21 protein-coding genes and 1 other RNA gene are annotated in these 25,546 nt (G+C 64.9%); 9 read left to right on the top strand and 13 right to left on the bottom strand.

Translation table 11 applies throughout. The annotated features are described in order from the left end of the window. The first annotated feature begins 197 nt into the window (after positions 1 to 197). Together NX784_RS20125 and ssrA are read left to right on the top strand one after the other, a co-directional pair. Positions 198 to 818 (top strand): glycine zipper 2TM domain-containing protein, encoded by a 621-nt coding sequence (locus tag NX784_RS20125; protein ID WP_258818471.1) that lies wholly within the window; start codon positions 198 to 200, stop codon positions 816 to 818. Positions 819 to 922: 104 nt separating this feature from the next. Next, positions 923 to 1,281: a transfer-messenger RNA gene (ssrA, locus tag NX784_RS20120) on the top strand. A gap of 318 nt (positions 1,282 to 1,599) precedes the next feature. Here the strand turns inward: ssrA and NX784_RS20115 are convergent. From NX784_RS20115 to NX784_RS20080, 8 genes are all read right to left on the bottom strand, one after another. Further along, on the bottom strand, positions 1,600 to 5,817 hold the full coding sequence (locus tag NX784_RS20115) for an EAL domain-containing protein (protein WP_258818470.1): 4,218 nt from the start codon (positions 5,815 to 5,817) through the stop codon (positions 1,600 to 1,602). Between the two features lie 425 nt (positions 5,818 to 6,242). Continuing rightward, complete coding sequence (locus NX784_RS20110; protein ID WP_258818469.1) at positions 6,243 to 6,767, bottom strand: GNAT family N-acetyltransferase; 525 nt, start codon at positions 6,765 to 6,767, stop codon at positions 6,243 to 6,245. Positions 6,768 to 6,769: 2 nt separating this feature from the next. After that, entirely contained in the window at positions 6,770 to 7,348 is a 579-nt protein-coding gene (locus tag NX784_RS20105; protein WP_258818468.1) for a helix-turn-helix domain-containing protein, read from the bottom strand. 74 nt (positions 7,349 to 7,422) lie between these two features. Then, a complete protein-coding gene (locus tag NX784_RS20100; RefSeq protein WP_258818467.1) occupies positions 7,423 to 8,010 on the bottom strand; it encodes a type 1 glutamine amidotransferase domain-containing protein in 588 nt (195 codons plus the stop codon). 139 nt (positions 8,011 to 8,149) lie between these two features. Then, the gene (locus tag NX784_RS20095) at positions 8,150 to 8,725 is read right to left on the bottom strand and encodes a type 1 glutamine amidotransferase domain-containing protein (RefSeq protein ID WP_166859796.1); all 576 of its coding nucleotides are present in this window, start codon (positions 8,723 to 8,725) and stop codon (positions 8,150 to 8,152) included. A gap of 83 nt (positions 8,726 to 8,808) precedes the next feature. Then, positions 8,809 to 10,140 carry an Nramp family divalent metal transporter gene (locus tag NX784_RS20090; protein WP_258818466.1) on the bottom strand — a complete coding sequence of 444 codons (1,332 nt, stop codon included), beginning with the start codon at positions 10,138 to 10,140 and terminating at the stop codon, positions 8,809 to 8,811. 89 nt (positions 10,141 to 10,229) lie between these two features. After that, positions 10,230 to 10,550 (bottom strand): chaperone modulator CbpM, encoded by a 321-nt coding sequence (locus NX784_RS20085; RefSeq protein WP_258818465.1) that lies wholly within the window; start codon positions 10,548 to 10,550, stop codon positions 10,230 to 10,232. A 3-nt stretch (positions 10,551 to 10,553) separates the two neighbouring features. Continuing rightward, complete coding sequence (locus NX784_RS20080) at positions 10,554 to 11,486, bottom strand: DnaJ C-terminal domain-containing protein (protein WP_258818464.1); 933 nt, start codon at positions 11,484 to 11,486, stop codon at positions 10,554 to 10,556. A 250-nt stretch (positions 11,487 to 11,736) separates the two neighbouring features. On the opposite strand from NX784_RS20080, the gene NX784_RS20075 reads away from it, so the two are divergent. The 5 genes from NX784_RS20075 to NX784_RS20055 all read left to right on the top strand — a co-directional run bounded on the left by NX784_RS20075 (position 11,737) and on the right by NX784_RS20055 (position 17,999). Continuing rightward, positions 11,737 to 12,633 carry a hypothetical protein gene (locus NX784_RS20075; RefSeq protein WP_258818463.1) on the top strand — a complete coding sequence of 299 codons (897 nt, stop codon included), beginning with the start codon at positions 11,737 to 11,739 and terminating at the stop codon, positions 12,631 to 12,633. A gap of 132 nt (positions 12,634 to 12,765) precedes the next feature. Then, positions 12,766 to 13,671: a c-type cytochrome gene (locus NX784_RS20070; protein WP_258818462.1), complete on the top strand. Its 906-nt coding sequence runs from the start codon at positions 12,766 to 12,768 to the stop codon at positions 13,669 to 13,671. 108 nt (positions 13,672 to 13,779) lie between these two features. Next, complete coding sequence (locus NX784_RS20065; RefSeq protein WP_258818461.1) at positions 13,780 to 15,210, top strand: MATE family efflux transporter; 1,431 nt, start codon at positions 13,780 to 13,782, stop codon at positions 15,208 to 15,210. Next, the gene (locus tag NX784_RS20060; RefSeq protein WP_258818460.1) at positions 15,207 to 15,530 is read left to right on the top strand and encodes a low molecular weight protein tyrosine phosphatase family protein; all 324 of its coding nucleotides are present in this window, start codon (positions 15,207 to 15,209) and stop codon (positions 15,528 to 15,530) included. Before NX784_RS20065 ends, NX784_RS20060 begins: the two co-directional genes overlap by 4 nt. A 249-nt stretch (positions 15,531 to 15,779) precedes the next feature. Further along, positions 15,780 to 17,999, top strand: coding sequence for a S9 family peptidase (locus NX784_RS20055; RefSeq protein WP_258818459.1), 2,220 nt, complete (start codon positions 15,780 to 15,782; stop codon positions 17,997 to 17,999). A 148-nt stretch (positions 18,000 to 18,147) separates the two neighbouring features. On the opposite strand, the gene NX784_RS20050 is transcribed toward NX784_RS20055, so the two are convergent. The 3 genes from NX784_RS20050 to NX784_RS20040 all read right to left on the bottom strand — a co-directional run bounded on the left by NX784_RS20050 (position 18,148) and on the right by NX784_RS20040 (position 21,276). Continuing rightward, the gene (locus NX784_RS20050; protein ID WP_258818458.1) at positions 18,148 to 18,327 is read right to left on the bottom strand and encodes a CsbD family protein; all 180 of its coding nucleotides are present in this window, start codon (positions 18,325 to 18,327) and stop codon (positions 18,148 to 18,150) included. A 90-nt stretch (positions 18,328 to 18,417) separates the two neighbouring features. After that, positions 18,418 to 19,044, bottom strand: coding sequence for a class I SAM-dependent methyltransferase (locus NX784_RS20045; RefSeq protein WP_258818502.1), 627 nt, complete (start codon positions 19,042 to 19,044; stop codon positions 18,418 to 18,420). A gap of 165 nt (positions 19,045 to 19,209) precedes the next feature. Then, a complete protein-coding gene (locus tag NX784_RS20040; protein ID WP_258818457.1) occupies positions 19,210 to 21,276 on the bottom strand; it encodes a M13 family metallopeptidase in 2,067 nt (688 codons plus the stop codon). 203 nt (positions 21,277 to 21,479) lie between these two features. Here NX784_RS20040 and NX784_RS20035 point away from each other — a divergent pair, with 203 nt between their 5' ends. Further along, positions 21,480 to 21,764 (top strand): flagellar protein FliT, encoded by a 285-nt coding sequence (locus tag NX784_RS20035; protein WP_258818456.1) that lies wholly within the window; start codon positions 21,480 to 21,482, stop codon positions 21,762 to 21,764. A gap of 55 nt (positions 21,765 to 21,819) precedes the next feature. Here NX784_RS20035 and NX784_RS20030 read toward each other — a convergent pair whose 3' ends face one another. Next, a complete protein-coding gene (locus NX784_RS20030; protein WP_258818455.1) occupies positions 21,820 to 22,206 on the bottom strand; it encodes a winged helix-turn-helix transcriptional regulator in 387 nt (128 codons plus the stop codon). Between the two features lie 445 nt (positions 22,207 to 22,651). Then, positions 22,652 to 24,040: a FimV/HubP-related protein gene (locus tag NX784_RS20025; protein WP_258818454.1), complete on the bottom strand. Its 1,389-nt coding sequence runs from the start codon at positions 24,038 to 24,040 to the stop codon at positions 22,652 to 22,654. 93 nt (positions 24,041 to 24,133) lie between these two features. On the opposite strand from NX784_RS20025, the gene fumC reads away from it, so the two are divergent. Beyond that, the gene (gene fumC, locus NX784_RS20020; protein WP_258818453.1) at positions 24,134 to 25,528 is read left to right on the top strand and encodes a class II fumarate hydratase; all 1,395 of its coding nucleotides are present in this window, start codon (positions 24,134 to 24,136) and stop codon (positions 25,526 to 25,528) included. The last annotated feature ends 18 nt before the right edge of the window (positions 25,529 to 25,546 follow it).

The following is a 25,546-nucleotide window of genomic DNA, read 5'->3' as shown; positions in this document are numbered from 1 at the left end:
CGGTCGGTTAGTTGCATACTGCCCCTGCGGCAGTGCTTCTGCCGGTTAGACCGCCAGGCGGACTCGTCATCGCTGCCGCACGCCGGCAAGTTTCCCACTTACATATCTTTACGATTGATACAGTGCACTGTCTATCTCTCCGCAATGCCTCTGAGTAATCTACAGCCATACGACAACAACGTCTCAGGAGCAAACAAATGGAAACGACCAAGACCACTTCCCGCATCCACCCGCTGACGGCAGCTGCCGCAGTGTCCGTCATCGTCGTCAGCCTGGCGGGCACCGCCGCGATCACCGGCCTCCTGCCGAGCTCGCACAGCGCACCTGAGGCGGGCGCAAACACGGCCCAGGTGAACCCGGCCTACGCCGGCGCCCCGACCGCCGCACCGGCCCTGCCGATGGCCGCCGAAGCGCCGCAAGGCACGCAGCCGCAGCAAGCCGCGTATGCCCAGCCGGCAACCGGCGCGTACGCCCAGCCGGCCGTCGCCAGCGCCCAGCCGGCCCCGGTCGTGATCAAGGAAACCGTGATCAAGGAAGTGCCTGCGAAACCGGTGCATCACACCGTGCACCACGCGAACACGAGCTACGCACAGAACGAGTCGCCGTCGTACCGTGAACCGGCCTATCGCGAACCGGCACAGCGTCCGGCACCGCAGCCGAACTACGTCGCGATCGGCACGGGCGCCGTCGTGGGCGGCCTCCTCGGCAACCAGGTCGGCAGCGGCAACGGCCGCAAGCTGGCAACGGTGGCCGGCATGATCGGCGGCGGCATGCTGGGCAACCAGATCGCCAACCAGAGCCAGAACCAGGGCCGTTGATCGACAGAGCTTGATTCTCCGCACCTCGCACCCATATCGGGTGTGAGGGCGCATCCTGGCTCTCCGTTCATGGGTCGATTGCGGTACAATGAACGTCTCTATCTGGGGGCGACCTGGTTTCGACGTGGGTTGCAAAGCAGAACAGGGCATACCGAGGACTGGTTACCTCGTAAATACATCCAGAAATCAATAACTGCAAACGATAACTCGTACGCACTCGCAGCCTAATCGCTGCTAGCTCTACACCACCTCGCCTCTGGGGTGTGCCGCAAGGCAAGTAGAGTCATTTACAGAGGCTAGGACTCAACCGGGTTACTTGGTTGCTTCCGAAATTTTAGGTAACTCGCTTGGTCGAAGGGTGCACGTCCCCGTCGTCTAAGTTAAATTAATTGACAGTGCTAAGTATGTAGAACTGTCTGTAGAGTGCTTGCGGACGAGGGTTCGATTCCCTCCGCCTCCACCAGTATTCAAAATCAAAGCCCGGCTCGCGCAAGCGAGCCGGGCTTTGTTTTTGAATACCTCTCTTGCAGACCGTGGAATCGAATCCTCGTCCTGCACGGACGAGGGGCGAGCCGGGGTTTCGAGCTGCGCAGCAGCGAGCCGGCGAGCGGCCTTGCGCATGCAGGCGCAAGGCCGCTCCGATTCGCCCGTTCAAGGAAAATCGCGCGGCGTTTTTTGCCTTGACCTCCACCAATATGTAAAAACAAAGCCCTGCCGGCGCAAGCCGGCGGGGCTTTGTTTTGTACGATTACGCATGCGGGCAGACGCGATACTGGCCCGTTCACGTCAACGCAGTTTCCACATTGCGCATCAACCAGTGATAACGGAATGCGTCGGCGATACTCGCGCACAAGGCCTCGTCGTCCCAAGGTTTCGTGTGGAACCGGAACACGGCACCGCTATTGGTCGCTTCGATGATCGCGTCGACCGCCGTGTAGCCCGACAACATGATCCGGATAATCTGCGGGTGTATCTGCTTGACGCGTGACAGGAATTCGATGCCCATCATGCCGGGCATGCGCTGGTCGGAGATGACAACCTGGACGTCGTTCAAGGCAAGCAAGCTCAACCCTTCCTCTCCGCTTTCCGCGTGCAAGACCCGATAGCCCTGGCGGCGCAGAAGTCGGCGCAATGCCGCGCTGACGCTAGGGTCGTCGTCAACGAGCAGCACCGTCCGCACCTGTTCGTCAGGACGCGCCGCAGGCAGCACACGCTCCTCGCTCAGCAATTGTTCGAATTCCGCAGCCGGTACCGGACGGCTGAAATAGTAGCCCTGGATCTGATCACAACGGTAGGTCGTCAGATAGCTCAGCTGCTCCTGGGTTTCCACGCCTTCCGCGATGACTTGCAATTGCAGGCTTTGGGCAAGCGAAATGATGGACCGCGCGATTGCCGCCGCGTCCGGATCGGTGGTGACGTCCCTGACGAATGACTTGTCGATCTTCAGCACATCGATCGGGAAGCGTTTCAGATACGACAGGCTGGAGTAGCCGGTGCCGAAGTCGTCCAGTGACAGCTGTACGCCGAGCCCCTTCAGCGCATTCATCGTGGCGAGTGCCTGGTCGATGTCGGTCATCACCAGGCCCTCCGTCAACTCGATGTCCAGGTAGCGTGCGGCGAGCCCTGATTCCGCCAGGACCCCTGTCACGACCTCGATCAGATCCGGCTGGTAGAACTGCTTGCCCGACAGATTGACACCGACACGCAGGCCGTCCCAGCCGGCGCTATGCCAACGCTTGGCGTCCGCGCACGCGGTCCGCAATACCCACGTGCCAATCGGGACGATCTGCCCGGTTTGTTCCGCCAGGTCGATGAACCGGTCGGGCGGAATCATGCCGAGCTCGGGATGCGCCCATCGCAGCAGGGCTTCCACGCCGACGATCCGCCCGGTGCGCACGTCGACTTGCGGCTGATAATGCAACAGCAATTCGCCCTGCTGGACGGCATGCCGCAGGTCGCCCTCGAGTCGCAGGCGTTCCATCGCGCGCGCTTTCATCGACGCCGTATAAAACTGTAACTCACCACCGCCCGCTTCCTTGGCGCGCTGCATCGCGATGTGGGCATTCTTGATCAACGCGTTCGCCGTATCGCCGTCAGCCGGGAATACCGATAACCCGGACGTGCAGCTCAGGAAATGCACATGCTCGCCTACGTTGATCGGTTCGCCCAGGGTGGCCATGATACGCTGGACTGCATGGATCGCGGCGTGCTCGTCGGGTACGTCGGCCAGCACCAGCACAAATTCATCGCCACCGGTCCGCGCGGCCGTATCGTTCGGCCCCAATGCCGCCCTCAAGCGGGCCGCTGTCTCTTGCAGGACCAGGTCGCCGGCTTCGTGGCCCAGCGTTTCGTTGACCACGGCGAAGCGGTCGAGATCGATACAGACAAGCCAGGCCTGCTCGCCCCGGCCCATGGCGCGCGCCATCGTCTGACTCGTCCTTTCGCAAAGCAAATTACGGTTGGCAAGTCCCGTCAGGGTGTCGTAATTCGACTGATATTCGAGCAGGTCCTCGCTTGCGCGGGCCTTGCGTTCAATGTGAAGTCGTTCCACCGCGATGCTTACCGTGTGGACGCACAGACCAAGAATCTCCATTTCGCCTTGATCGGGCACACGTCCGGTTGCCGTGAACACCGCGAGTGTACCGAGCAACCGATCTTGACCAGAGCGAATCGCATACCACCAGCACGCGCGGTCCCCATGGCGTGCAGCGGAATCGTGCGCACCAGTCCAGCTCGGATCGTCCCCCACGTCGGCGACGAACACCGGCCCTGCTTGCAGCCGTGCGCGCCGATCGGGCGGCAATACCGCGTCAACATCGAATTCTTCCAGGATGCCGCGTAACGGAGCCGGAAGACTTGGCGCGACCACGCTTTCGAAGGCGGCACCGTCCGCGCCCAGCAACATCACGGCACATTGCATGGCATGCCCGGACGATTCGACGATCCTGGTCGCCAGTTCCAGGAGCTCGGGCAACGGCGCACCCAGTGCCATCCGTTCCAGCAATTTCATCTGCTCGTTCTTGAACGTCTGCAGGCGCCGGCTTGCGCTGATATCGCGGCAATATACCGCAAGCCCTTCCGATGACGGATACGCGCGAACCTTGAACCATCGATTCAGTGGCGGGAAGTAAATATCAAACTCGACGGTACAGTGTTCACGGATGGCTCTCCGGAATTCGGTATTGGCGATCCCGCCGACGAGATCCGGATATTCGTCCCATAAGACGCATCCAAGCAATTGCGCACGATCACGCTCAAGCAGGCGCTCGGTTTCCTTGTTGACATACGTGAATTTCCAGTCCAGATCGACTGTAAGGAACGCTTCCGTGATGCTTTCGAGCGTCGTGCCGAGACGGTGGGCCAACCTGCGGATTTCGTCATTCGCCAACCGCGTGTCGTGATTGTCGGTGGTGGTGCCGTACCATTTTACGATCGTGCCGTATTCGTCCCGGATCGGTATGGCACGCGCCTGATGCCAGCGATAGCTCCCGTCGGCGCTACGGAATACGCGATATTCGGTCTCGAAGATAGTGCCCGAGCGAACCGCGGCCTCCCAGATGGACAGCGTCTGAGCAACGTCATCCGGGTGCAGTATCGTGACCCAGTTCTCAGCATTGATGTCGTCGACCAGACCAGTGTAGGCACGCACCCAACTGTTGGCGTAATCGATACCGCCGTCGGCGTTGGCCGTCCATACGATTTGCGGCATTGCATCGGCAAGCTGGTGGAAACGCTGTTCGCTTTGAAACAGGGCCTGCGCGGCGTGCATCTGCTCCACCTGATGAAGCGCCTCTTCCTGCAGCTTACGGTCCGTCAGGTCGGTATGGGTGCCGATCACCCGCACTGCCTGTCCATCCGCATCGGTACCGATGACCATGCCGCGACTGAAGATCCAGCGCCAGCTCCCGTCCTTCGCCCGCATGCGATATTCCATCGCCAATGTCGGCATCAGCCCGGCGATCAATTTGGCGGTCGCGTCGAGAACCCGTCCACGGTCCTCCGGATGGATCAGGTTTTCCCACTGTTTCCCGGTCCGGATCTCGTCGTCGTCATAGCCAAGCATCTCACGCCAGCGGTGAGAAAAGTACACCGTATCGGTCCGACCATCCCAATCCCAGACGCCATCGCCCGCGCCTTCGAGCGCGTATTTCCAGCGAAACTCGCTTTCCTCGAGAGCGACGCGGGCGCGGGCACGGTCGCGCAGTCCGGTCAGCACACTATAGCTGACCAGGACAATCAGAATGGACAGCCCATATGCACCGGTCAACACCAGATTCCGTTGCCGGATATAGGGTTCGAGAATTTCATCACGGCTGCGGCCGACCGCCACCCCCAGGGCCTTCAGCGGCAATACGCGCCAGGCGTAGAGCCGAACGACACCGTCGATCTGCGAGGCACGCGAATACATCAGTGTTTCCGTGCCTATCGCGCCAAAGTCCGGCATCGTCCGCAACATGTTGGGCGGCTCGGACGACACTGCCGGCTCGCGCGCGACGAAGATGCCGTCCTCGCGAACAAGGGCGACCGTCCCGTGCTGGCCAAGTTGAAGCTTCCCCGAAAACCGGGTGAAGTATTCCGGGGCCACCGACAACACGATCACGCCGGCGAAACGATTCCCGGCGGCAAGCAATGGACGGGTAAACTGGACACTTCCCCGTCCGGACACCCGGCCCTTGACCGGGCGGCTGACGAACAGTTTGTCGATTCCGCCAAGATGGGTGCGAAAGTGCTCGCGGTCGCTTAAATCGAGCCTCGGCGCGGAGCGGTCCACGCTCGAATACGCCAGATGCCCCGCGGCGTCGATGATACTTACCTGAAATGCCACAGGTCTTTCGAGAATTGCCTGACGCTTGTGGACATAGTCATCAAACCTGTCCGGGGCGTCGAGCCAACGTTCGCGCAGGTCGATCACCGTCAGGTCGATCGCATTGATGGAAGAATTGACTTCTTCCGCGAACAGACGCGCGATGTTATTGCTGTCCTCGGCGGCCTCCGCCAAAGTTTTCTCATATGTACCGTGTAACGACACTATCACGAGAGCCCATAGGCAAGGCAAGATAACTGCCGCTATCAGGACGAGTTGTCCAGGCAACGGAAGTCTGTGAAAAACGCGCAGCGGCAGGGCGATCGATTTGGAGCTCACTCAGCGACCTTCTTATCCAGAGGGGCGTCGCCGGCGCAAGACCGCACGATACCGTTAGATAGTCTTTGGCGGGACCGGCGCTCTCCACGACGGCCGCGGCGCACCTCCAGTCAGCCCGCCAAAATCGGCTTACATTTTACATTGATTCCCAAGGGAAACATAAATGTATTTCCAGAAAGAACTAAAATGTCGCATTTTTGCTCAATATCAGCCTTGCACATATCGGCGACTACAATCGGGCAGCGAGGTTCCGCCTGATCGATCACCGCTTCACCGTCGAGCTATCCGGCGATCGTCAGCTCACGATAAAAATACGTCGTATGACACAATCCGCCCTCCGGCAACAACGCAAACCCCGGCACGACACCCAGCCGCGTCCACCCCATGCGCGCGTACAACCGCTCGGCATCCTGGCTGGCCGTATCGAGCACGAGCAACGTCTTGCCGGAAGCGCGCGCCTCGCGCTCCGCCGCGTCCATCAGCGCCGCGCCGACACCCTGCTTGCGCGCGCGGCGCATCACGAGCATCTTGCACAAATCGGCCCGATGCGGCTGGTTGTCCGGCATCGCCAGCACGAGGTGGACGGTGCCGACGATGCCGTACTCGTCCTCGGCCACGAGCAGCACGCGCCGTCCGGCCTCGACGTCGGCAGCGAGCCCGCGCCACCACGCGAGCGCCTGGCTCAACGTGAACGGATGCATGAACCCGACGGATGCGCCTCCCTCGACGCAGTCGAACAGCACGGCGGCGAGCCCTTCGATGTCCGGATCGGTCAGGTTCGACAGACGACGTACGCGACAACTCATGATCAGCTCCTGGCGAGTGTGGTGAGGACGACGGCGTACCGTGCCGGCACGTCCCCGGGGTTGTGGAAGGAATTCGGTGCGTCGAGGGGCACCGCGAGGCAGTCGCCTGTCTCCAGCAGGTACGACTCGGCGCCGTACGTCACCTCCATCCGGCCTTCGAGGATCCAGATCTGCTGCAGCACGGCGGGCGTGCGTGCGCCCGCCTCGTACGTCACGCGCGCATGCGGCGGAAACGTGACGTCGACGATACGCGTCGGCGATTGGAAGCCTTCTGGCGAGACATTGCGCCGCAGATAGCCCGAATGCGGGTCCTGCCACACGACCTGGTCGGCGAAACGCGCGACGGGTTCGGTCTTGGATGCGGGGTCGTCGAACAGCGACGCGAGCGGCACGCCGAGGCCGGCTGCGAGCTTGTCCAGCACGACGGCAGTCGGGCTCGTTTCGCCACGCTCGATCAGCGACAGCATCGACCGGCTGACGCCGCACTGGTTCGACAGCGCGTCCAGCGACAGGCCGCGCTCGCTGCGCAGCAGGCGCACTTGTTGGGCGATACGCCCGTTGACGGAGGAGTCATCTTTCATAGTGGAGACATTCTCCAATATGAAAGATCATCCGTCAACTATCCTGGATTACACATCCAGTAAGATGGACAGCCTCAGGACGTCGGCCCCGTATCCGTCCCCGACGCGACGAGTAATTCCTTCAGCAACATGGTGTTAAAGGCCGGCAGATCGTCGGGCTTGCGGCTGGTGACGAGCCGCGCGTCCAGCACGACTTCCTCGTCCGTCCACTCGGCGCCCGCATTCGTGAGGTCGCGCTTGAGGCTGGGCCAGCTCGTCAGGTGCTTGCCCGTGGCGATGCCAGCGTCGATCAATGTCCAGGCACCATGGCAGATGGCCGCGACCATCTTGTCCTCCGCATCGAAATCGCGGATGAAGTCGATCGCTTCCTTGCTCATGCGCAGTTGATCCGGATTCGCGACCCCGCCAGGCAGCACGAGGCCGTCGAAGTCGGCCGGCTTTGCGTCCCCCACGTTCATCTCGACCTTGAAGCGGTCGGCCGGCTGCATGTGATTGAAGCCCTGCACTTCGTCGCCCGCGGCCTTGGGCGCCAGCAGGACGACGGTCGCGCCCTGCTCTTCCAGGAAGGAACGGGGGCTCGTGTATTCGATTTGTTCGACGCCATCCGTCATCAGCATGGCGACGCGCTTGCCTTGCAAGGGCCTGCTGGAAACTTGTTCCATATAAACTCCTTTGGGTCGAACGCATAAAGACGATCAACCATTCTAGGCATCGCGCGCACGCGGCGTCGCACGGCGCGGGGCGTAAAAAGACGCCGGCGCTGAGGCGGCGCCGGCGTCGGTGCGGAGCGCGGCAGATCGATCAGTGCTTCGTCTGGCCGGCCGATTGCAGCTCGCTCAGCAGGGCTTGGTTGAAGGCCGGGATGTCGTCCGGCTTGCGGCTCGTGACGAGCTTGCCGTCGACGACGACCGGCTCATCGGTCCATTCCGCGCCGGCATTTTGCAAGTCGAGCTGCAACGTGGGCCAGCTCGTGACGTGCTTGCCCGTGACGAGGTCGGCGTCGATCAGCGTCCACGGACCGTGGCAGATGGCGGCGATCGGCTTGTCTTCGCGGCCGAATGCGCGGATGAACGTGATGGCTTCCATCGACAGGCGCAGCTGGTCGGGATTGGCAACACCACCCGGCAGCACGAGCGCATCGAAGTCGGCCGGGCGCGCGTCGCGCACGTCCAGTTCGACCTTGAACTTGTCGGCCGGGGTCAGGTGATTGAAGCCCTGGATCTCGTCGCCCGTGGGCTTCGGCGACACGAGCGTCACCTGGGCGCCTTGCTGTTCGAGGAACCCGCGCGGGCCCGTGTATTCGACTTGCTCGACGCCATCCGTCATGAGGATGGCAACCCGTTTGCCCTGCAGGGCCTGGTTCTTACCTTGTTGCATGTAACCTCCTTGTCAGCGTTTAGCAAAGCTAAGCAGGAAGCCGATTGTAGATTCGCGCGGCCGGACGCGGCGCGCGCCACTGGTCAGCCCGACAGGGCCTGCCACACCATCCAGATGTTCGCGCTGGAGATCACGACGAACAGGAACCACGACAACACCGTCGTCCACCACACGTTGACGAACTGCCCCATCAGGTCGCGCCGCCCCGTCAGGCGGATCAGCGGGTACATGGCGAAAGGCAATTGCAGGCTCAACACGACCTGGCTGCCGACGAGCATCTTGCCGATCGCATGATCGCCCAGCGTCAGCACGCCGATCATCGCCGGCCCCAGCGCGAGCGCGCGCGTGAGCAGCCGGCGCTGCCAGCACGGGATCTTCAGTTTCAGGAAGCCTTCCATGATGACCTGGCCAGCGATGGTCCCGGTGAACGTGGAACTCTGGCCGGACGCGAGCAGCGCGAGGCCGAACAAGACCGCCGCGGCCGCGGTGCCGGCCACCGGGGCCAGCAGATAATAGGCCTGGTCGATGCCCATCACGTTGCCGCCGCCCGGCTTGTAGAACGCGGCGCCCGCGAGCACGAGGATCGCGCCGTTGATGAACAGGGCCAGCAGCAGCGACACGATGGTGTCGATACGCGACAGCTTGATCGCCTCCGCGAGGCGCGCGCCGCCTTCGTTGAGGTCGTGGCGCATGATGCGCGTCTGCACGACGGACGAGTGCAGGTACAGGTTGTGCGGCATGACGGTCGCGCCGAGGATGCCGATGGCGAGGTACAGGGCGTCGCGCTGGCGCAGCTTGTCCAGCGACGGCACGAGGCCCGCCACCACGGCGCGCGGGTCCGGATCGACGAGGAACAGTTCGACGAACAGGCACACGGCGATCGTCAGGATGAGGCCCAACACGATGGCTTCCAGCTGGCGGAACCCTTTGCTTTTCAAGCCCAGCACGATGATGGTGTCGAGGGCCGTCAGCGCCACGCCGACCGGCAGCGACAGGCCCAGCAGCAGCTTGAACGCGAGCGCGCAACCGAGCACCTCGGCGAGGTCGCACGCGATGATCGACAGTTCCGCGAACGCCCACAGCCCCTTCGCATGCACGGGCGAATATTGCTCGCGGCAATGGACGGCGAGATCTTTTCCGGTGACGATGCCCAGCCGCATGCTCAGGCATTGCAGCACGATCGCCGCCAGGCTCGACAGGACGACGACGAACAGCAGGTCGTAGCCGAACTGCGAGCCGCCCTGGATCGCCGTGGCCCAGTTGCCCGGGTCCATATATCCGACCGACACGAGCAGGCCGGGGCCGGCATAGCGCAGGATTTTTTTCCACAGCGGATCGTTCTCCGGCACGTTGACGGTGCCGGCAACTTCCGAGGGACAAAATGGTGCGCTGGCGTTGGACGGTAATTTGAGCATACGCGGCAAGATAACACGGGCCTTGCCGCGCACGCCGTGCTCCACCCGAGCTCGCCGAAACGCCGGCGCACGAGGCACCGGCACGGAGGTCAGCCGATGCCCGGGTCGACGCCGAGCACACGCAGGCGCGCGCGCAGGCGGCGGATTTCCTCGCCCAGGTCGACGACGAGCGCGGCGAGGTCCTCGTTGGCGTCGAAGTCGCGCTCGACGCTCAGCAGCCGCCGGGCGCGGACGAGGTCGCCGCTGCGGAAACGCCAGCTCGTCACCTGCACGCTCGTCTCGCCGCCCAGCACGCCCGCGTGCACGTGGCGCACGACCCAGTCGGGCTCCACGTTGCAGGCACGCGCCAGTTCGTCGAGGGTCAGCGCCACGTCCTCCAGCAGCACGCCGGTGAGAATGTCGTCATGCATCGTTCAAGCTCCTATGCGTTCGCGGGGATTGAAGGCAAGGTCGCGCGCCATCGCCTCGTACAGCTCGCGCGCACGGTCGCTGGTCGCGGGCGGCAACACCACGTTCAGCAGCAGGTACAGATCGCCCGGCGTCTTGGCCGGGATGCCGCGTCCTTTCAAGCGCAGCTTGCGCCCGTTCTGCGATCCGGGCGGCACCGTCACCTCGACCGTGCCCGACGGCGTGGGCACGGAGATCGTCGCCCCCAACGCGGCCTCCCACGGCGTGATGGGCACGTCCTGGTAGACGTTCGTGCCTTCGACGCGCTGGCGCGGGTCGGGGTTCAGCTGGATTTCCAGGTACAGGTCGCCGGCCGGCCCGCCGCCGAAGCCCGGATGGCCTTGCCCCCGCATGCGCAGCTGCTGGCCCGGTGTCACGCCTTTCGGGATGTTCACGGACAGGGTCTTGTCCTGCATGGTCGCGTGGCCTTGCGCGTCATGCTGCGGCACACGCAGGCTGATCGTGCGCGTGGCCCCCTGGTAGGCGTCGCGCAGGTCGATGGCGATGGCGGCGTGGATGTCTTCGCCGGGCATCTGGAAGCCGCCGCCGCCCGCGTGCGCGCCCCCGCGCGAGCGCCGGCCCACGTGGGCGAACAGGTCGTTGAAGAAATCGTCCCCGCCGGTGCCGCCGAAATCGAATTGCGTGCCCCAGTCCGGCGGCGGCTGGAAGCCCTGGCCGGGACGGTGCCCGCGGCCCAGCTCGTCGTAGGCGGCCCGCTTTTCCGGGTCGCCCAGCACGTCGTAGGCTTCGTTGATTTCCTTGGTCTTCGCGTCCGCGTCCTTGTGCTTGCTGACGTCGGGGTGGTATTGCCGCACGAGTTTGCGGTAGGCCTTCTTGATCTCGTCCTGGGTCGCCGTCTTCTCGACACCAAGGGCCTGGTAGTAGTCCTTGTATTCCACGAGCTTGCTCCTGGATCGGTTGGATATTGAATGACCCGTACGTTGTGGCGGGGGGCTTGCTTTTCAATTACTACCTGGCGCGTCCCGTCCGATTGTACTAGCGCGCCGCGCCCGGTTTCGCACCGTTGAGCGTGAGTTGGGCTCCGGAAAGCATGCGCTTGTCTCCTGACGCCATGGTGTGCCGTTTGATGCATGCATATGAGAGGCCTAGCATCGGACATCACACATCAATAACGACTTGGAGACAACAATGCACACAACTCGCTCGAGATTCCTCCTCGCCGCCGCCATGCTGTCCGCCATGGCCGCCAGCGCCGCCGCCGCGCAGACGACGAGCTTTGCCAGCAGCTACAACGGCGCCAGCACGGCCGGCGGGTCGTGTTCGATGAGCTACAGCATCGCCGGCGCGGAACCGTCCGGGACGGGGCCGTATCCCGTGTTTATCTACATGGTCGGCACGAGCGAGACCTACAACAACGCGGCCGCGATGGCTGCCGTGAACGATATGGCAAGCAAGGGCTATATCGCGGCCACCGTCGACTATGCGGAATCGCAGTTCGGCACGTGCTCCGTGCTGAGCGCCAAGTCGAGCTGCATCTTCAACCCGAACAGCACGTTGAGCGCCGTGTCGCAGCTGTGCTCGCGCGCGAAGGCCGATTGCAGCAAGGGCATCGTCGTGGGCGGCTTCAGCCAGGGCTCCATCCTCGCGCTGCTGGCCAAGAACTACGACGCGCGCGTGCAGGCCGCGTACGGCATCGGCATGAGCAATGTGTATTCGGTGTACGACCTGTCGTCCTGCGTCTCGAACGGCAACCGCACCTTGCCGAGCGACCGGTTGCGCGCCGTCGACGGCGAACGGGACAATTTCGCAGGCGGGTCGCAGTCCGCCGTGCAGACCTCGCTGCAGAACGTCACGGGCCAGAAATGCGCGGCCGGTTCCTACGCCTGCATGAACAGCAATAACAGCGGCTGGATCATCGTCAAGAACAGCCAGGTCGCAGACGGCTCGGCCGACCACTGCTATATGCGCGCATCCGGCGACTGCTTCGGCAGCCAGAACAGCCTGGACAGCAACTGGAACAACGGCACGGCGAGCTGGGCCAAGGACCCGAACCTGCAGTGGCTCACGAACTTCACGACCAAATAAAGGTTCGTGACCCACGCTTGACCCAGGCCTCATTACGCACATGTGGCCGTCATTAGCATTTCAACCAGTATCCGGCCATGAACGGCAGTGCTAGATTCCTCGTGTTGTCGTTCGTCCAACAAGGAGGAAATGATGGTGAGCAAATGGGTCAAGCGCACGAGCATCGCGTTGGCGGCACTCGCCCTGCTGGGTGTCGCCACGGCCGGGGTCGGCAAGGTGCTCGGTGAACGCAAGATGGCACGCAGCATCGCGTTGCAGGTGCGGCCGCTGGACATCGTGCCCGACGGCGCCCGCGTCGACCACGGGCGCTACCTGTACAACACGCGCGGCTGCGCCGAGTGCCACGGCGCGGACGGTGCCGGCAAGACCGTCGTACGCGACGGCGGCATGCTCGTCGTCGCCCCGAACATCACGGCCGGGCCCAACGGCGCGACGGCGCATTACCGCGACATCGACTGGGTGCGCACCGTGCGCCACGGCGTCAAGCCGAACGGCAATCCCGTCATGGTGATGCCCAGCGAGGACTACAGCCGCCTCAGCGATGAAGACATGGCAGCCCTCGTCGCCTACCTCAAGCAAATGCGTCCCGTGCCGGGCGTGAGGGCCGTCATCGACGTGCCCGTGCCCGCCAAGGCGCTGTACGCGTTCGGCGTCATCAAGGACGCGTCCGAAAAAATCGACCACACGCTGGCCCCGCCGCGGGCCGTGCCGGCCGCCGTCACGCCCGCGTATGGCGCCTACGTCGCCGCGACGTGCATCGGCTGCCACGGCGCGGATCTCGCCGGCGGCCGCATTCCCGGCGCACCGCCCGCGTGGCCGCCCGCCGCCCGGCTCGCGCCCGGCAAGGGTAGCGCGCTGAACCGCTATCCGACGCCGGACGCATTCATCGCGATGTTTAAGACGGGCCACCGCCCGGACGGCAGCGCGATCAGTCCCGTGATGCCGTTCGGCTCGCTCAGGCAGATGAACGAGACGGACATACGGGCGCTGTACGCCTACCTGAAATCCGTGCCGGAGCCGACCTTGGCTCAGCGCTGAGACGCCCGCGCGCGCGCCGACGTGCGCCTCATGCGCGGGTCGCGCGTGCAGGTCGCACGGGGCTGCCGATTCCTCAGTAAAATGATCGGTTTCCCAAGCAAACCGATCATGACGCCCAACCCGACCCGCACCGGCGCCCGCGCGGCGCATCCCGTCCGCACCGAGATCGCCACGCTGTGGCGGCTGTCCTGGCCCATGCTCGTGGGCCAGCTGGCGACCGTCGGCATGGGCGTGGCGGACGTCGCCATGACAGGCCACGTCAGCGCGGCGGAACTGGCCGCCGTGTCGCTCGGCACGTCCGTGTGGTCGATCATCCTCGTCACCGTGATGGGCATCATGATGGCCGTGAACTCCGTCGTGTCGCACGAGATGGGCGCCGCGCGCTTCGACCGCATCTCGCACTCGGTGCGCGAGTCGTTGTGGATGGGTGTCGGCGTTGGCGTCGCGGGCTCGCTCGCCGCGAACCTGTGCACGCTCGTGTTCGATCACATCGGCCTCGACGCGGCCGTGGCGGGACGCGCCGCGACCTTTCTCCACATCCTCAGTGCCGGGATGCCCGCGTTCGCCTGTTACCGCGCGCTGTACGGCTACACGACGAGCATCAACGAGACGAAGCCCATCATGGTCATCGCCGTGTGCGGCCTGCTGTACAACATCGTCATGAACTGGCTGTTCATCTTCGGCAAGTTCGGCCTGCCCAAGCTGGGCGCGCTCGGCTGCGCCGTATCGACGGCGACCGGCCTGTGGCTGATGCTGGCCGCGATGGTCATCTGGATCAAGGTGTCGCCGGTATATCGCCAGACGTATCCGTTCACCCGCTGGGAAGGGCCGAACTGGAAAGAGATCGGCAGCATGCTGCGGCTGGGCCTGCCCATCGGCGTCACCTATTTTGCCGAGGTCAGCGCGTTCGGCATCATCAGCCTGCTCGTCGCGCGCTTCGGCGTGATCGAAGTGTCGGCGCACCAGATCGCGCTGAACTTCGTGTCGCTCGTGTTCATGGTGCCGCTGAGTTTCGGCATCGGCGCGCTCACGCGCGTGGGCCAGGCGATGGGCGAAGGCAATCCCGTGCGGGCGCGTTTCGTCGCGTGGGTCGGCACGGGCATGTGCATCGCGTTCGGGCTGATCTCCGCCCTCTGCATCGCCGTGTTCCGCTGGCAGATCGCCGCGATGTACACGTCGGACGCGGCCGTGCAGGCCACGTGCGTGATGCTGCTGCTGTTCGCCGCGCTGTTCCAGCTGTCCGATGCGACGCAGGTCGCGGCCGCGTCCGCGATCCGCGGCTACAAGGTGACGCGCTCGCCGATGGTCATCCAGATGATCGCGTTCTGGGGCGTCGCCCTGCCCGTCGGCTGGATCCTCGGCCTGGCGCCGAGCTGGTTCCCGTGGTCGCCCGGCAAGCCGATGGCCGCGACGGGATTCTGGATCGGTCTCGTGCTCGGGCTGACCGTGGCTGCCGTGCTGCTCGCGTGGAGCTTGCACCAGCTGTCGAAGCTGCGCGTGCGCGACGTGGCGCATGTGCCCGTGACGGAGACGCCATGAGACGCGTGCTGTTCATCTGCACACAGAACCGGCTGCGCAGTCCGACGGCCGAACACGTGTTCGCTTCATGGCCCGATATCGCAACGGATTCGGCCGGCCTGGGCAACGATGCCGACGTGCCGCTGTCGCCGGAACAGATCGCCTGGGCGGACCTCATCTTCGTGATGGAAAAAGTGCACCGGAATCGCCTTGGCCAGCGCTTCAGGCACCACCTGAACGGCAAGCGCGTGATCTGCCTCGACATTCCGGACGAGTACGAGTACATGCAGCCGGAGCTGGTCAGGCTGCTCGAAGCCAAGGTCGGCCCGTACCTGCGCTGAAGGATCTGCAAGACGAAAAAAAGCCGATGGACGGGGAATCCATCGGCGTAACCCTAGGAGAGAGTTTCATCCTATTGTCGGCATTGGGGCGCCGACGAATTGATCATAGTGCATGGGATCGATTGCATACATTACAGTTCATCCATCATTGACAGCCATCTCCCCGCTGTCGTTACAGCGTTTCCGGGACGACTCTGGTATCGTTCCGCCGTTGCACAAACCCATTCCTAAAAACACTACCCAAAACCCATGCGCCTTCTTCTCTGCCTTTTAGCCGCATTGTCGGCCGTTCCCGCATCGGCGGAACGGCTGACGCTGGACCGTATCCACGCCGACCCGGCGTTGTCCGGTCCGGGCGTCCGCAGCCTGCGCGTCTCGCCCGACGGCGAACGCGTGACCTTCCTGCGCGGACGCACCGACAACCAGTTCCAGCTGGACCTGTGGGAATTCAACATGAAGGACAAGACCACGCACCGCCTGGTCGACTCCAAGCAGTTGGTCCCGAACGAGAACCTGTCGCTGGAAGAAAAGGCGCGGCGCGAACGTGCGCGCACGGCGAGCCTGTCCGGCATCCTGAGCTATAGCTGGTCGCCCAGCGGCAAGCAGTTGCTCGTCCCCATCGCGGGCGACCTGTACCTCGTCGACGTGAACAAGCCGGAAGCGGCGCGCAAGGTCGCGTCGGGCAACGTCGGCGATCCGAAGATTTCGCCGAAGGGCCGCTACGTCTCGTACGTGCGCGACCAGAACCTGTTCGTCATCGACCTGACGACGGGCCAGGAACGCCAGCTGACGACCGATGGCAAAGGTACTGTGCACAATGGCGAAGCGGAATTCGTCGCGCAGGAAGAGATGGACCAGCAGACCGGCTATTACTGGGCGCCGGACGATTCCGCCATCGCGTACCGCCACTACGACGAGGCGCAGGTGCCCGTCGCGCGCCGTTTCGAGATCTTCGCCGACCGCACGGAAGTCATCGACCAGCGCTACCCGGCCGCGGGCGCGAAGAACGTGCTGATCGACCTGATGATCGTGAACCCGGCGACGGGCGCGCAAAAGCAGGTCGACCTCGGTCCGGCCAAGGACATCTACCTCGTGCGCGCCGACTTCAGCGCGGACGGCAAGACGCTCGTCTACCAGCGCCAGTCGCGCGACCAGAAGCGCCTGGACCTCGTCGCCGTCGACGCGGCCACGCTCGCGCAGCGCCCGCTGCTGACCGAGACATCGAAGACGTGGGTCAGCATCCACGACGACCTGCGCTTCCTGAACCGCCAGAACGCCTTCATCTGGGCGTCCGAGCGCAGCGGCCGCAAGCACCTGTACCTGTACGATATGTCGGGCAAGCTGCTGCATCCGATCTCGAGCGGCGAATGGGGTGTCGACAACATCCTCGCCGTCGACGAGCAGGCCGGCAAGGTGTATGTCGCATCGAACAAGGACGCCGTCGTCGACAAGCAGGCGTACGCGCTGAACCTGGACGGCAGCAATGCCGCCAAGCCCGCGCGGTTAACGAAGCAGGACGGCTGGCACGAAGACGTGTTCGCCCGCAACGGCAAGATCTTCGTGGACACGTTCTCCGATCCGAACACGCCGCCGCAAGTGTCGATCCGCCGCGCGGACGGCACGATGGTCGAGTGGCTCGAGCATAACGAGCTGAACGCGTCGCACCCGTACGCGAAATACGTGACGGACCACCTGCCGACGGAATACGGCACGATCAAGGCGCACGACGGCCAGACGCTGTACTACTCGATGATCAAGCCCGCAAACTTCGACGCGAGCAAGCGCTACCCCGTGTTCCTGTTCACGTACGGCGGCCCGCATTCGCAGCGCGTCACGCGCCAGTGGGGCAATCTGTTCAACCAGTACATGGCGCAGCAGGGCTTCGTCGTGTTCGTGCTGGACAACCGCGGCTCGTCGCGGCGCGAGCGCGCGTTCACCGACGTCATCTACGGCGACCTCGGCGCGCACGAAGTCGAGGATCAGCTGACGGGCATCGACTGGCTCGCGCAGCAGAGCTTCGTCGATCCGAAGCGCGTGGGCGTGTTCGGCTGGAGCTATGGCGGGTTCATGACGTTGCGCCTGCTGGAAGCGGGCTCAAGCAAGATCGCGATGGGTGTGGCAGTGGCGCCCGTGACGGACTGGTCGCTGTACGACACGCACTACACGGAACAGTTCGTGGGCGCGACGCCGCAGGCCGACCCGGCCGCGTACGAACGCAGCGGCGTATTCGCGCACCTGGACGGCTTGAAGTCGCCGCTGCTGCTCGTGCACGGCATGGCCGACGACAACGTGCTGTTCACGAACTCGACGCGCCTGATCGACGCGCTCGTCAACCGCAACGTGCGGTTCGAGCTGATGACATATCCCGGCGCCAAGCACGGCATTTCGTCGCGTGCGGGACAGCGCCACGTGTACGGGCTGATCGACGCGTTCTTCAAGAAGAACCTGGGCGGGACGGCGCCGAACTGAGTCGTCGCGTCAATGAAAACGGCCGCGCAATGCATCGCATGCGCGGCCGTTTTGTTTGGTACCGAAACGCATGGTGGGCACGGGGTGCCCACCCTACGACGCCGTAGGGTGGGCGGCCTCCGCCCACCATGCCCGCGCTACCGCACTGTCAGCGATTGCCCTTGTTGATCGCGTCGCGCAGATCGCCAGCCTTTTCCTGCACCTTGCCTTCGACTTGCTTGGACAGGCCCTTGGCTTGCTGCTCGCTGCTGCCGACCACCTTGCCGACTTCCTCTTGCACCTTGCCGCCGATGTCCTTGGCTTTGCCTTTGATTTGGTCCTCGTTCATGTCCGTATCTCCTTGTAGGTAAGACCGCCTGCTGAATCAAGCGGGATGCATTCAGGTTAATTGCATGCCGATCTTCATTCTGTACGCAACCTAACAGAGTGGCTTGCGCCAGACGCTGGCCAGCCAGGGCTGCTGGTCGCGCGGCAATCCTTCTGGCCGGTAATAGTGGCGCAGCGGCACGAAACCGGCCGCGACGACGTAGCGTTCCCACGCCGCGTAATCGTGGAAGCAGCCGTAGCGCGGGCCGTTCCAGCCCTCTTCGTTATGGCCGCGCGGGTTCGAGCTGAACAGCACGCCGCCCGGCTTCAACGTCGCGTTGAGTTCGTTCAGCACTTTCGGCAGCACGTCGCGCGGGACGTGGAAAAGCGACGCGTTCGCGAACACGCCATCGAACGTGGCGTCCGGCAAGTGCAGGTCGATGAAGTTCTGCTGCCACACCTCGCAGCCGCTGTACTCGCGCGCCATCTCGACGAAGCGTGCGCTGCCGTCCAGGCCGACGGCATGGTGGCCCAGCGCGGCGAACGTCTTGAGGTCGCGGCCCGGGCCGCAGCCGAAGTCGAGGATCGCGTACGGCGCCGGCGCCTCGATCGCGGTCAGCAGTGCCTCGATGTTCTGGCTGACGTCGTGGTCGATGGTGCCGGCAAAGAAACGGCGCGCGTTGTCGTCGTAATGGTGCAGCGTGCGCTGCGTGATGTCTTCGTAGTCGTCGTCGATCATGGCGGGGAGGTCGAAGTGAGCATGGACGATGCGCCGGCGGACGTCGAGATAATGCTGTTTCATGAGCAAAAACCACGATGAAAGATGCCAGGTCATTCTAGTCCGGGCATCTTCCATGCCGGCGCAGCTTACCCACGGGACATAAGCTGCCCCATCAGCGCAGGCTTACCAGACGCGCACACGCTCGTCCGGCGGCAGGTACAGCGCCTGGCCCGGCTGCACGTCGAACGCCTTGTACCACGCGTCCAGGTTGCGCACGGTGGCGGTGCGGTAGCGCGGCGGCGCGTGGCCGTCCGTCAGGATGCCGCGCCGCTCGGCCTCCTCGCGCGCCTTCGTGCGCCAGCTCTGCGCATAGCCGGTGAAGAACTGGCGGTCAGTCTCTTGTGTCGCATTCTTGCCGGCGGCCGCGCGGTAGGCGTCGTACGACGCTTCCAGACCCGCCAAGTCCGCGAGGTTCTCGGACAGCGTGAGCTGGCCGTTGACGGCGAGGTCCTGGTACGGCTTATACGCGTTGTACTGCTCGACGAGCTTGTGCGACGCGGCCTTGAAGTGCTCCATGTCTTCCTTCGTCCACCAGTCGCGCAGGCGGCCCTGGGCGTCGAATTGCGAGCCCTGGTCGTCGAAGCTGTGGCTGATCTCGTGGCCGATGATGGCGCCGATCGCGCCATAGTTGACGGCGTCCGGCGCCTTCGGATCGAAGAACGGCGGCTGCAGGATGGCGGCCGGGAAGTTCAGCGCGTTCTGCAGCGGCAGGTTGACGGCGTTGACGAGCTGCGGCGGCATCGACCATTCGGTGCGGTCCGGCTTCGTGTGCAGCTTCGCCAGTTCCTGCCCCATGTGGAACGCCTCGGCGCGCAACGCGTTGCCGAACGCATCTTTCGGGTCGACCTTCAGGCCCACATACGATTTCCACTTGTCCGGGTAGCCAACGCCGACGTACAAGGTCTTCAGCTTTTCCTTCGCCTGCGCGCGCGTAGCGGGGGCCATCCAGTCGAGCTTGTCGATGCGCTTGCCGAACGCCGTCACGATGTTCGCGACCATCCGCTGCAACTGCGCCTTGTTCTCGGCCGGGAAGTATTTCGCGACGTAAAGCTTGCCGACCGCTTCATCCATCGCCTCGTTCGTGGCGCCCAGCGCCCGCTTCCACCGCACGGATTGCTGCGGCGTGCCGGACAGTGCCTTGCCGTAGAAGTCGAAACGCTGGTCGGCGAACGCCTTCGGCAGCACGTTTGCCATGCGGTTGATGGTGTGGAACGCGAGATAGTCCTTCCACGTGGCGAGATCCGTCTTGTCGACGAGGGCCGCCTCGCCCTTCACGGCCGACGGGTGCCAGACGATGAACTTGTCCTGGTCGGACAGGTGCGCGGCCTTGAAGAACGCGTCCCATTCGATGCCCGGCGCGTTGGTAGGGAAGTCCTTGCGCGTCCACGTGTTGTCGGCCTTCAGCACGTCGGCCGAGTCGGCGCGGGTGGTGTGCGTGTTGGCGATGTCGACCTCGAGCGCGAAGATCTTCGCGGCGCGCGCGTCGGCGTCGGCGTCCGTCGTCGCGTAGCCGGCCAGTTTCAGCATCGCGGCGATGTGTTTTTGATATTGTGTGCGCAGGCCCGCCATGCGCTCGTTGTTGTCGAGATAATACGCACGGTCCGGCATGCCCAGGCCGCCCTGCAGCAGGTACGGCCAGTTGTGCGCCGGATCGTGCAGGCCGGGCGACACCCACAGCCCGAAGATGTTTTCGGTCGCAAAATGCGTATTGTTCAGCGGATCGACGTCCGCGCGCACGGACGCGCCCAGCACGCGCACGAGGCCGGCCTTGTCCTTGATGGCGGCGATCTGCGCCAGTTCGGGCTTCAGCGGCGCGGCGCCGCGCGCCTCGATCGCGGCCTCGTCCATATAGGCGTTGAAGTAATCCGCGACCTTGCGCGCTTCCGGGCCGGCCTTCTTGTCCGCGCCGACCGCCTCGATCAGCTTGACGATGCGCTGGTTCGTGTCTTCCGCCAGGTTGTCCATGGCGCCCCAGCGGCTGCGGTCCTCGGGGATGGTCGTTTTGGCAAGCCAATCCTTGTTGGCCCAGGCGAAGAAATCGTCGCCGGGGCGCGGCGCGGCCTGGGCGGTCCCGGCCGGTGCGGCCGCGGGCGGGGTCTGCCCGGATGCTTCCGCGCCCGTGGTAACGAGGGCGGTTCCGCACAGCACGAGGGCAATGGCGGTCTTGATCGGAGTCCTGCTGAGTTTCATGATGTCCCTTTATTGTTCAGGTTCGTCGGTCTCGTCGTGGCACGCGCCGGCATGGCAGCACGCGCCGGCAAGCACTATAGCGCGCCGTCCGAAAAAAAATTTCAAAAAAATCTTTCGAAAACCCTAAAGTTCCCCAAAACGCTGCCGTAAAAGGCAGACAACCGGTAATCCGGCCGGTGTGGTCACCCTGGTGGAGCGCAGTCATGACGTCCAACGAAGTCCTCGCAATGTACGAAAACATCGCCGCATTGAGCAGCCGCATGGCAGTGGCCGCGCGCGAAGGGGATTGGGACGGCCTGGCCCGCCTGGAAACGCAGTGCGCCCTGCAGGCGAGCGCGGCGAAGAGCGGCGTGCCGCCGCTGGCCGGCGTCGAGCGCAAGCGCAAGATCGACCTGCTCAAGCAGATCATGGCCAACGACCGCGCCGTGCGCGACATCACGGAACCGTGGATGGGCCAGCTCGACCGCGCGCTGAGCCCGGCTCACTGATCCGCCGCCACGCCAGCCGAAGCCCCTCGACCACGGTCCTGGGGCTTTTTGCTTTCTAGCTTGCCTCTGCCGCATGCGCCGCCTGCGCCGCCTGGATGCCGTCCAGGTTCCCTTCGATCCACGCCACCACCTCGCCGACCTTGCGGCCGATGCCCTCGCCCAGCGGCGTCAGCCGGTAGTCCACGTGCGGCGGCGCGACCGGGTGCGCGATGCGCTGCACGAAACCGTCCTGTTCCAGCCACTGCAGGGTCTGGCCCAGCATCTTTTCGCTGATGCCGCCCACCTTGCGGCGCAATTCGCCGAAGCGCTGCGGGCCGTCCAGCAAGGCGACGAGCAGCAGCACGCCCCAGCGGCTCGTCACGTGCTTCAGCACGTCGCGCGACGGGCAGTATTCGGAAAACAGGTCGGCACGCGGCGCGCGCGCCGGCGAGGCGTCGCTCATGTCCCCTCCTCATCGATCGGATGAAGCACCATGGTAGCGATAACCCGGGCATGGGGCCAACGCACCAAGCAACCGCGCGACCGCCAAACAAAAACCCGCGCAGCGACGGGGTCGTCTGCGCGGGTTGTTTAGTTCGTCGTGGCGACCCGTCGTGGACGTTCCGCCGGAATTGGGGGAGAGCGAGCACCAGGCATCCCCTGGCGTCGCCTCTTGCCGGTTGCCTCCGGCGTCCACCTGCCACTGCCGGCAGGCGAACCGCTTCCGGTCCCAGGCGCTTCCTCAGCGATAGTCCGGTCCCGCGCCACGCTATCGGTGGTGGCTGCGGCGGACCCTGGGCCGTTTCATGAGCTTTGATCTGTGATCAAAAGATCATTGAAACAGAGTATAACGCAAAAATCGGACTTGTGTAGACGACTTGTGCGCCGAACTTGAACGTGTTCAAGGATCAGTCCAGCGTCGGTTCGGCGGCCTGTTGCGCGCGGGGTTCAAGCGCATCCGGCTGCGTCTTCCCGGCACGCGCCGCGAAGCGCGCCCTCAGCCTGGCGAGGGGACCTGCGCCACCGCCGCCCGCACCGGCGCGGCGCCGGCGGACGACGACGAACGCCCCTGCCCCGCCCAGCGCCAGCACACCGGCGACGGCGGCGATCCAGCCCCATGGCAGGCCGTCATCGGGCGGCGGCGCTTTCGGCGCGTGCGCCACGAGCGGCTTGATCGAATGGATGGGGCGCGGGCCCGCCGGCACGACGGGCTTCACCGGCGTGGGCGGGACGGCCGCGGCCGGCTTGGGCGCGTCCGGTGCGGGCTTGGCGTCCTTGGCCGGCTCGGGTTTGGCGCCGTCCGGATGCGCCGGCGCGGGCTTGGCGGGCTCGGGCTTGGCGACCGCCGGATGAGCCGATGCGTTCTTGGCCGACTCGACCTTGGCGCCGTCCGGATGCGCCTGCGCGGCCTTGGCTGCCTCGGGCTTGGCGACGTCCGCGTGTGCCTGCACGTCCTTGGCCGGCTCGCCCTTGGCACCACCGTCCTTGCGCTCGAGCCCGGCCGGCGGCTTCACGCCGACCGGCGCCGTCAGCGCCACCTGCAGCTTCTTCATCCGGTCCTCGACCTGGCCCAGCCGGGCGCGCAATTCGTCGTTCTTCGCGCCGAGCGCCGCGCAGGCCTGGGCTTCCGCGGCGGGTCGCGCGCACGTGGCCGGATGGGCGTCCGGCTGCGCCACCGGCAGTGCGGGCGCCTTGGCGGCCGGCGCCGGATGCGGGCGTCGCACCGGCGGCCGGGGCGCGGCGGGCACGGCGGCCCCTTCGACGGCGGCAGTTGCAGCGGCAGCGGCGCGCGCCGCACGGGCCCGCTCGACCTGGGCCAGCAGCACGGCATCCGGCACCGGTGCGGACAGCGGTGCCGGTGCAGCCACGCGCGCCGGCGCGGGCGCGGGCGCGGGAGGCGGTGCCGGCGTGGGATCGGGCGTCAGCCACAGCGTGGCCAACCGCACGGCGCGCTGCCCCTTGTCGACGAGTTCCAGGTACAGGTGCACGTGGTCCGCATCGACGGGGCGCAGCGACGTCACGTGCAGGAACTGGCGGCCGTCGCGCCGCATCACGGACAGGTTCAGGCTGGCCAGCACGGGCGGCACGGCGATGCCGGCGCCGTTGTAGACCTCCGGGCTGGCCACGCGCACCTGCACGGGCGTGGCGGGATCGTCGAGCAAGGTCAGCTCCACGTCGGCCACGAGCGGCTGGCCGATGTGCGACGACACGCGCGGATCGCCCAGCTCGGCCGCGTGGGCAGAAACGAACGCGGCGAGGGAGAGACTGCAGAGGATAAGGCGTGTGCGGCGGGCCATGGCGTGGGAGCGTGGAAAATTGAGGCTTCTGCGTCGTTAACGACCGTTGCGGTACACTCTTTAATTCCATTGTCAAACCAACAGGACACATCCATGGAAAACCGGATCGAGAAGGACAGCTTCGGCCCCATCGAGGTACCGAACGGCCATCTGTGGGGCGCGCAGACGCAGCGCTCGCTGCACCATTTCCACATCTCGAGCGAGACGATGCCGCCCGAGCTGGTCGCCGCGCTGGCGCAGGTGAAGCGGGCCGCGGCCGCCGTCAACCGCTCGCTCGGCAAGCTTCCGCAGGACAAGGCCGACGCCATCATCCGCGCCGCCGACGAAGTGCTGGAAGGGCGCCATCCGGCAGAATTCCCGCTGTCCGTCTGGCAGACGGGCTCCGGCACGCAGAGCAACATGAACATGAACGAGGTGCTCGCCAACCGCGCGTCCGAACTGCTCGGCGGCGAACGGGGCGAGGCGCGCCTGCTCCATCCGAACGACCACGTCAACATGGGGCAGTCGTCGAACGACATGTTCCCGACCGCGATGCACGTGGCGGCCGCACTGGCCGTCGCCAAGGACGTGGTGCCCGCGCTGGCGAAGCTGCGCGGCACGCTGGAAGCCAAATCGCGCGATTTCGCCGACATCGTCAAGATCGGCCGCACCCACTTGCAGGATGCGACGCCGCTGACCTTGGGCCAGGAATTCTCCGGCTACGTGGCGCAACTCGAATTCGCCGAGCACGCGATCAAGAACACCCTGCCCGGCCTGCTGCTGCTGGCCGCCGGCGGCACGGCAGTCGGCACGGGGCTGAACGCGCATCCGGAATTCGCCAACCGCATCGCGGCCGAGATCTCGTCGCGCACGGGCCTGCAATTCAAGTCGGCGCCGAACAAGTTCATGGCGCTCGCCGGCCACGACGCGATGGTGCTGGCGCACGGCGCGCTCAAGACCTTGGCCACCGCGCTGATGAAGATCGCCAACGACGTGCGCTGGATGGCGTCCGGCCCCCGCTCCGGCCTGGGCGAGATCACGATCCCGGAAAACGAGCCGGGCAGCTCGATCATGCCGGGCAAGGTGAACCCCACGCAGTGCGAGGCGCTGACGATGCTGTGCTGCCAGGTGTTCGGCAACGACGTCGCCCTCACCGTCGGCGGCGCGCAGGGCAATTTCGAATTGAACGTGTTCAAGCCGATGATCGCCCACAACTTCCTGCAGAGCGCACGCCTGCTGGCAGACGGCATGCGCTCGTTCGACGAGCATTGCGCCCGCGGCATCGAGCCGAACCGCAAGCGCATCGGCGAGCTGATGGAGCAATCGCTGATGCTGGTGACGGCGCTGGCCCCGCATATCGGGTATGATCGCGCCGCGCAGATCGCCAAGACGGCCCAGCACGACGGGCTGACCTTGCGCCAGGCCGCGCTGCAGTCGGGCTTCGTCGACGAGGCGCAGTTCGACCAGTGGATCGTGCCCATCGAGATGACGCGGCCGAGCCCGGACTGACGGCGCCGCATGGCCATC

It is taken from the genome of Massilia pinisoli (assembly GCF_024753285.1).
GTDB classification, from domain to species: Bacteria; Pseudomonadota; Gammaproteobacteria; order Burkholderiales; family Burkholderiaceae_D; genus Telluria; species Telluria pinisoli.
Note: the sequence above shows the minus strand (reverse complement) of the source record. Positions and strands in the feature narration are given on the sequence as shown.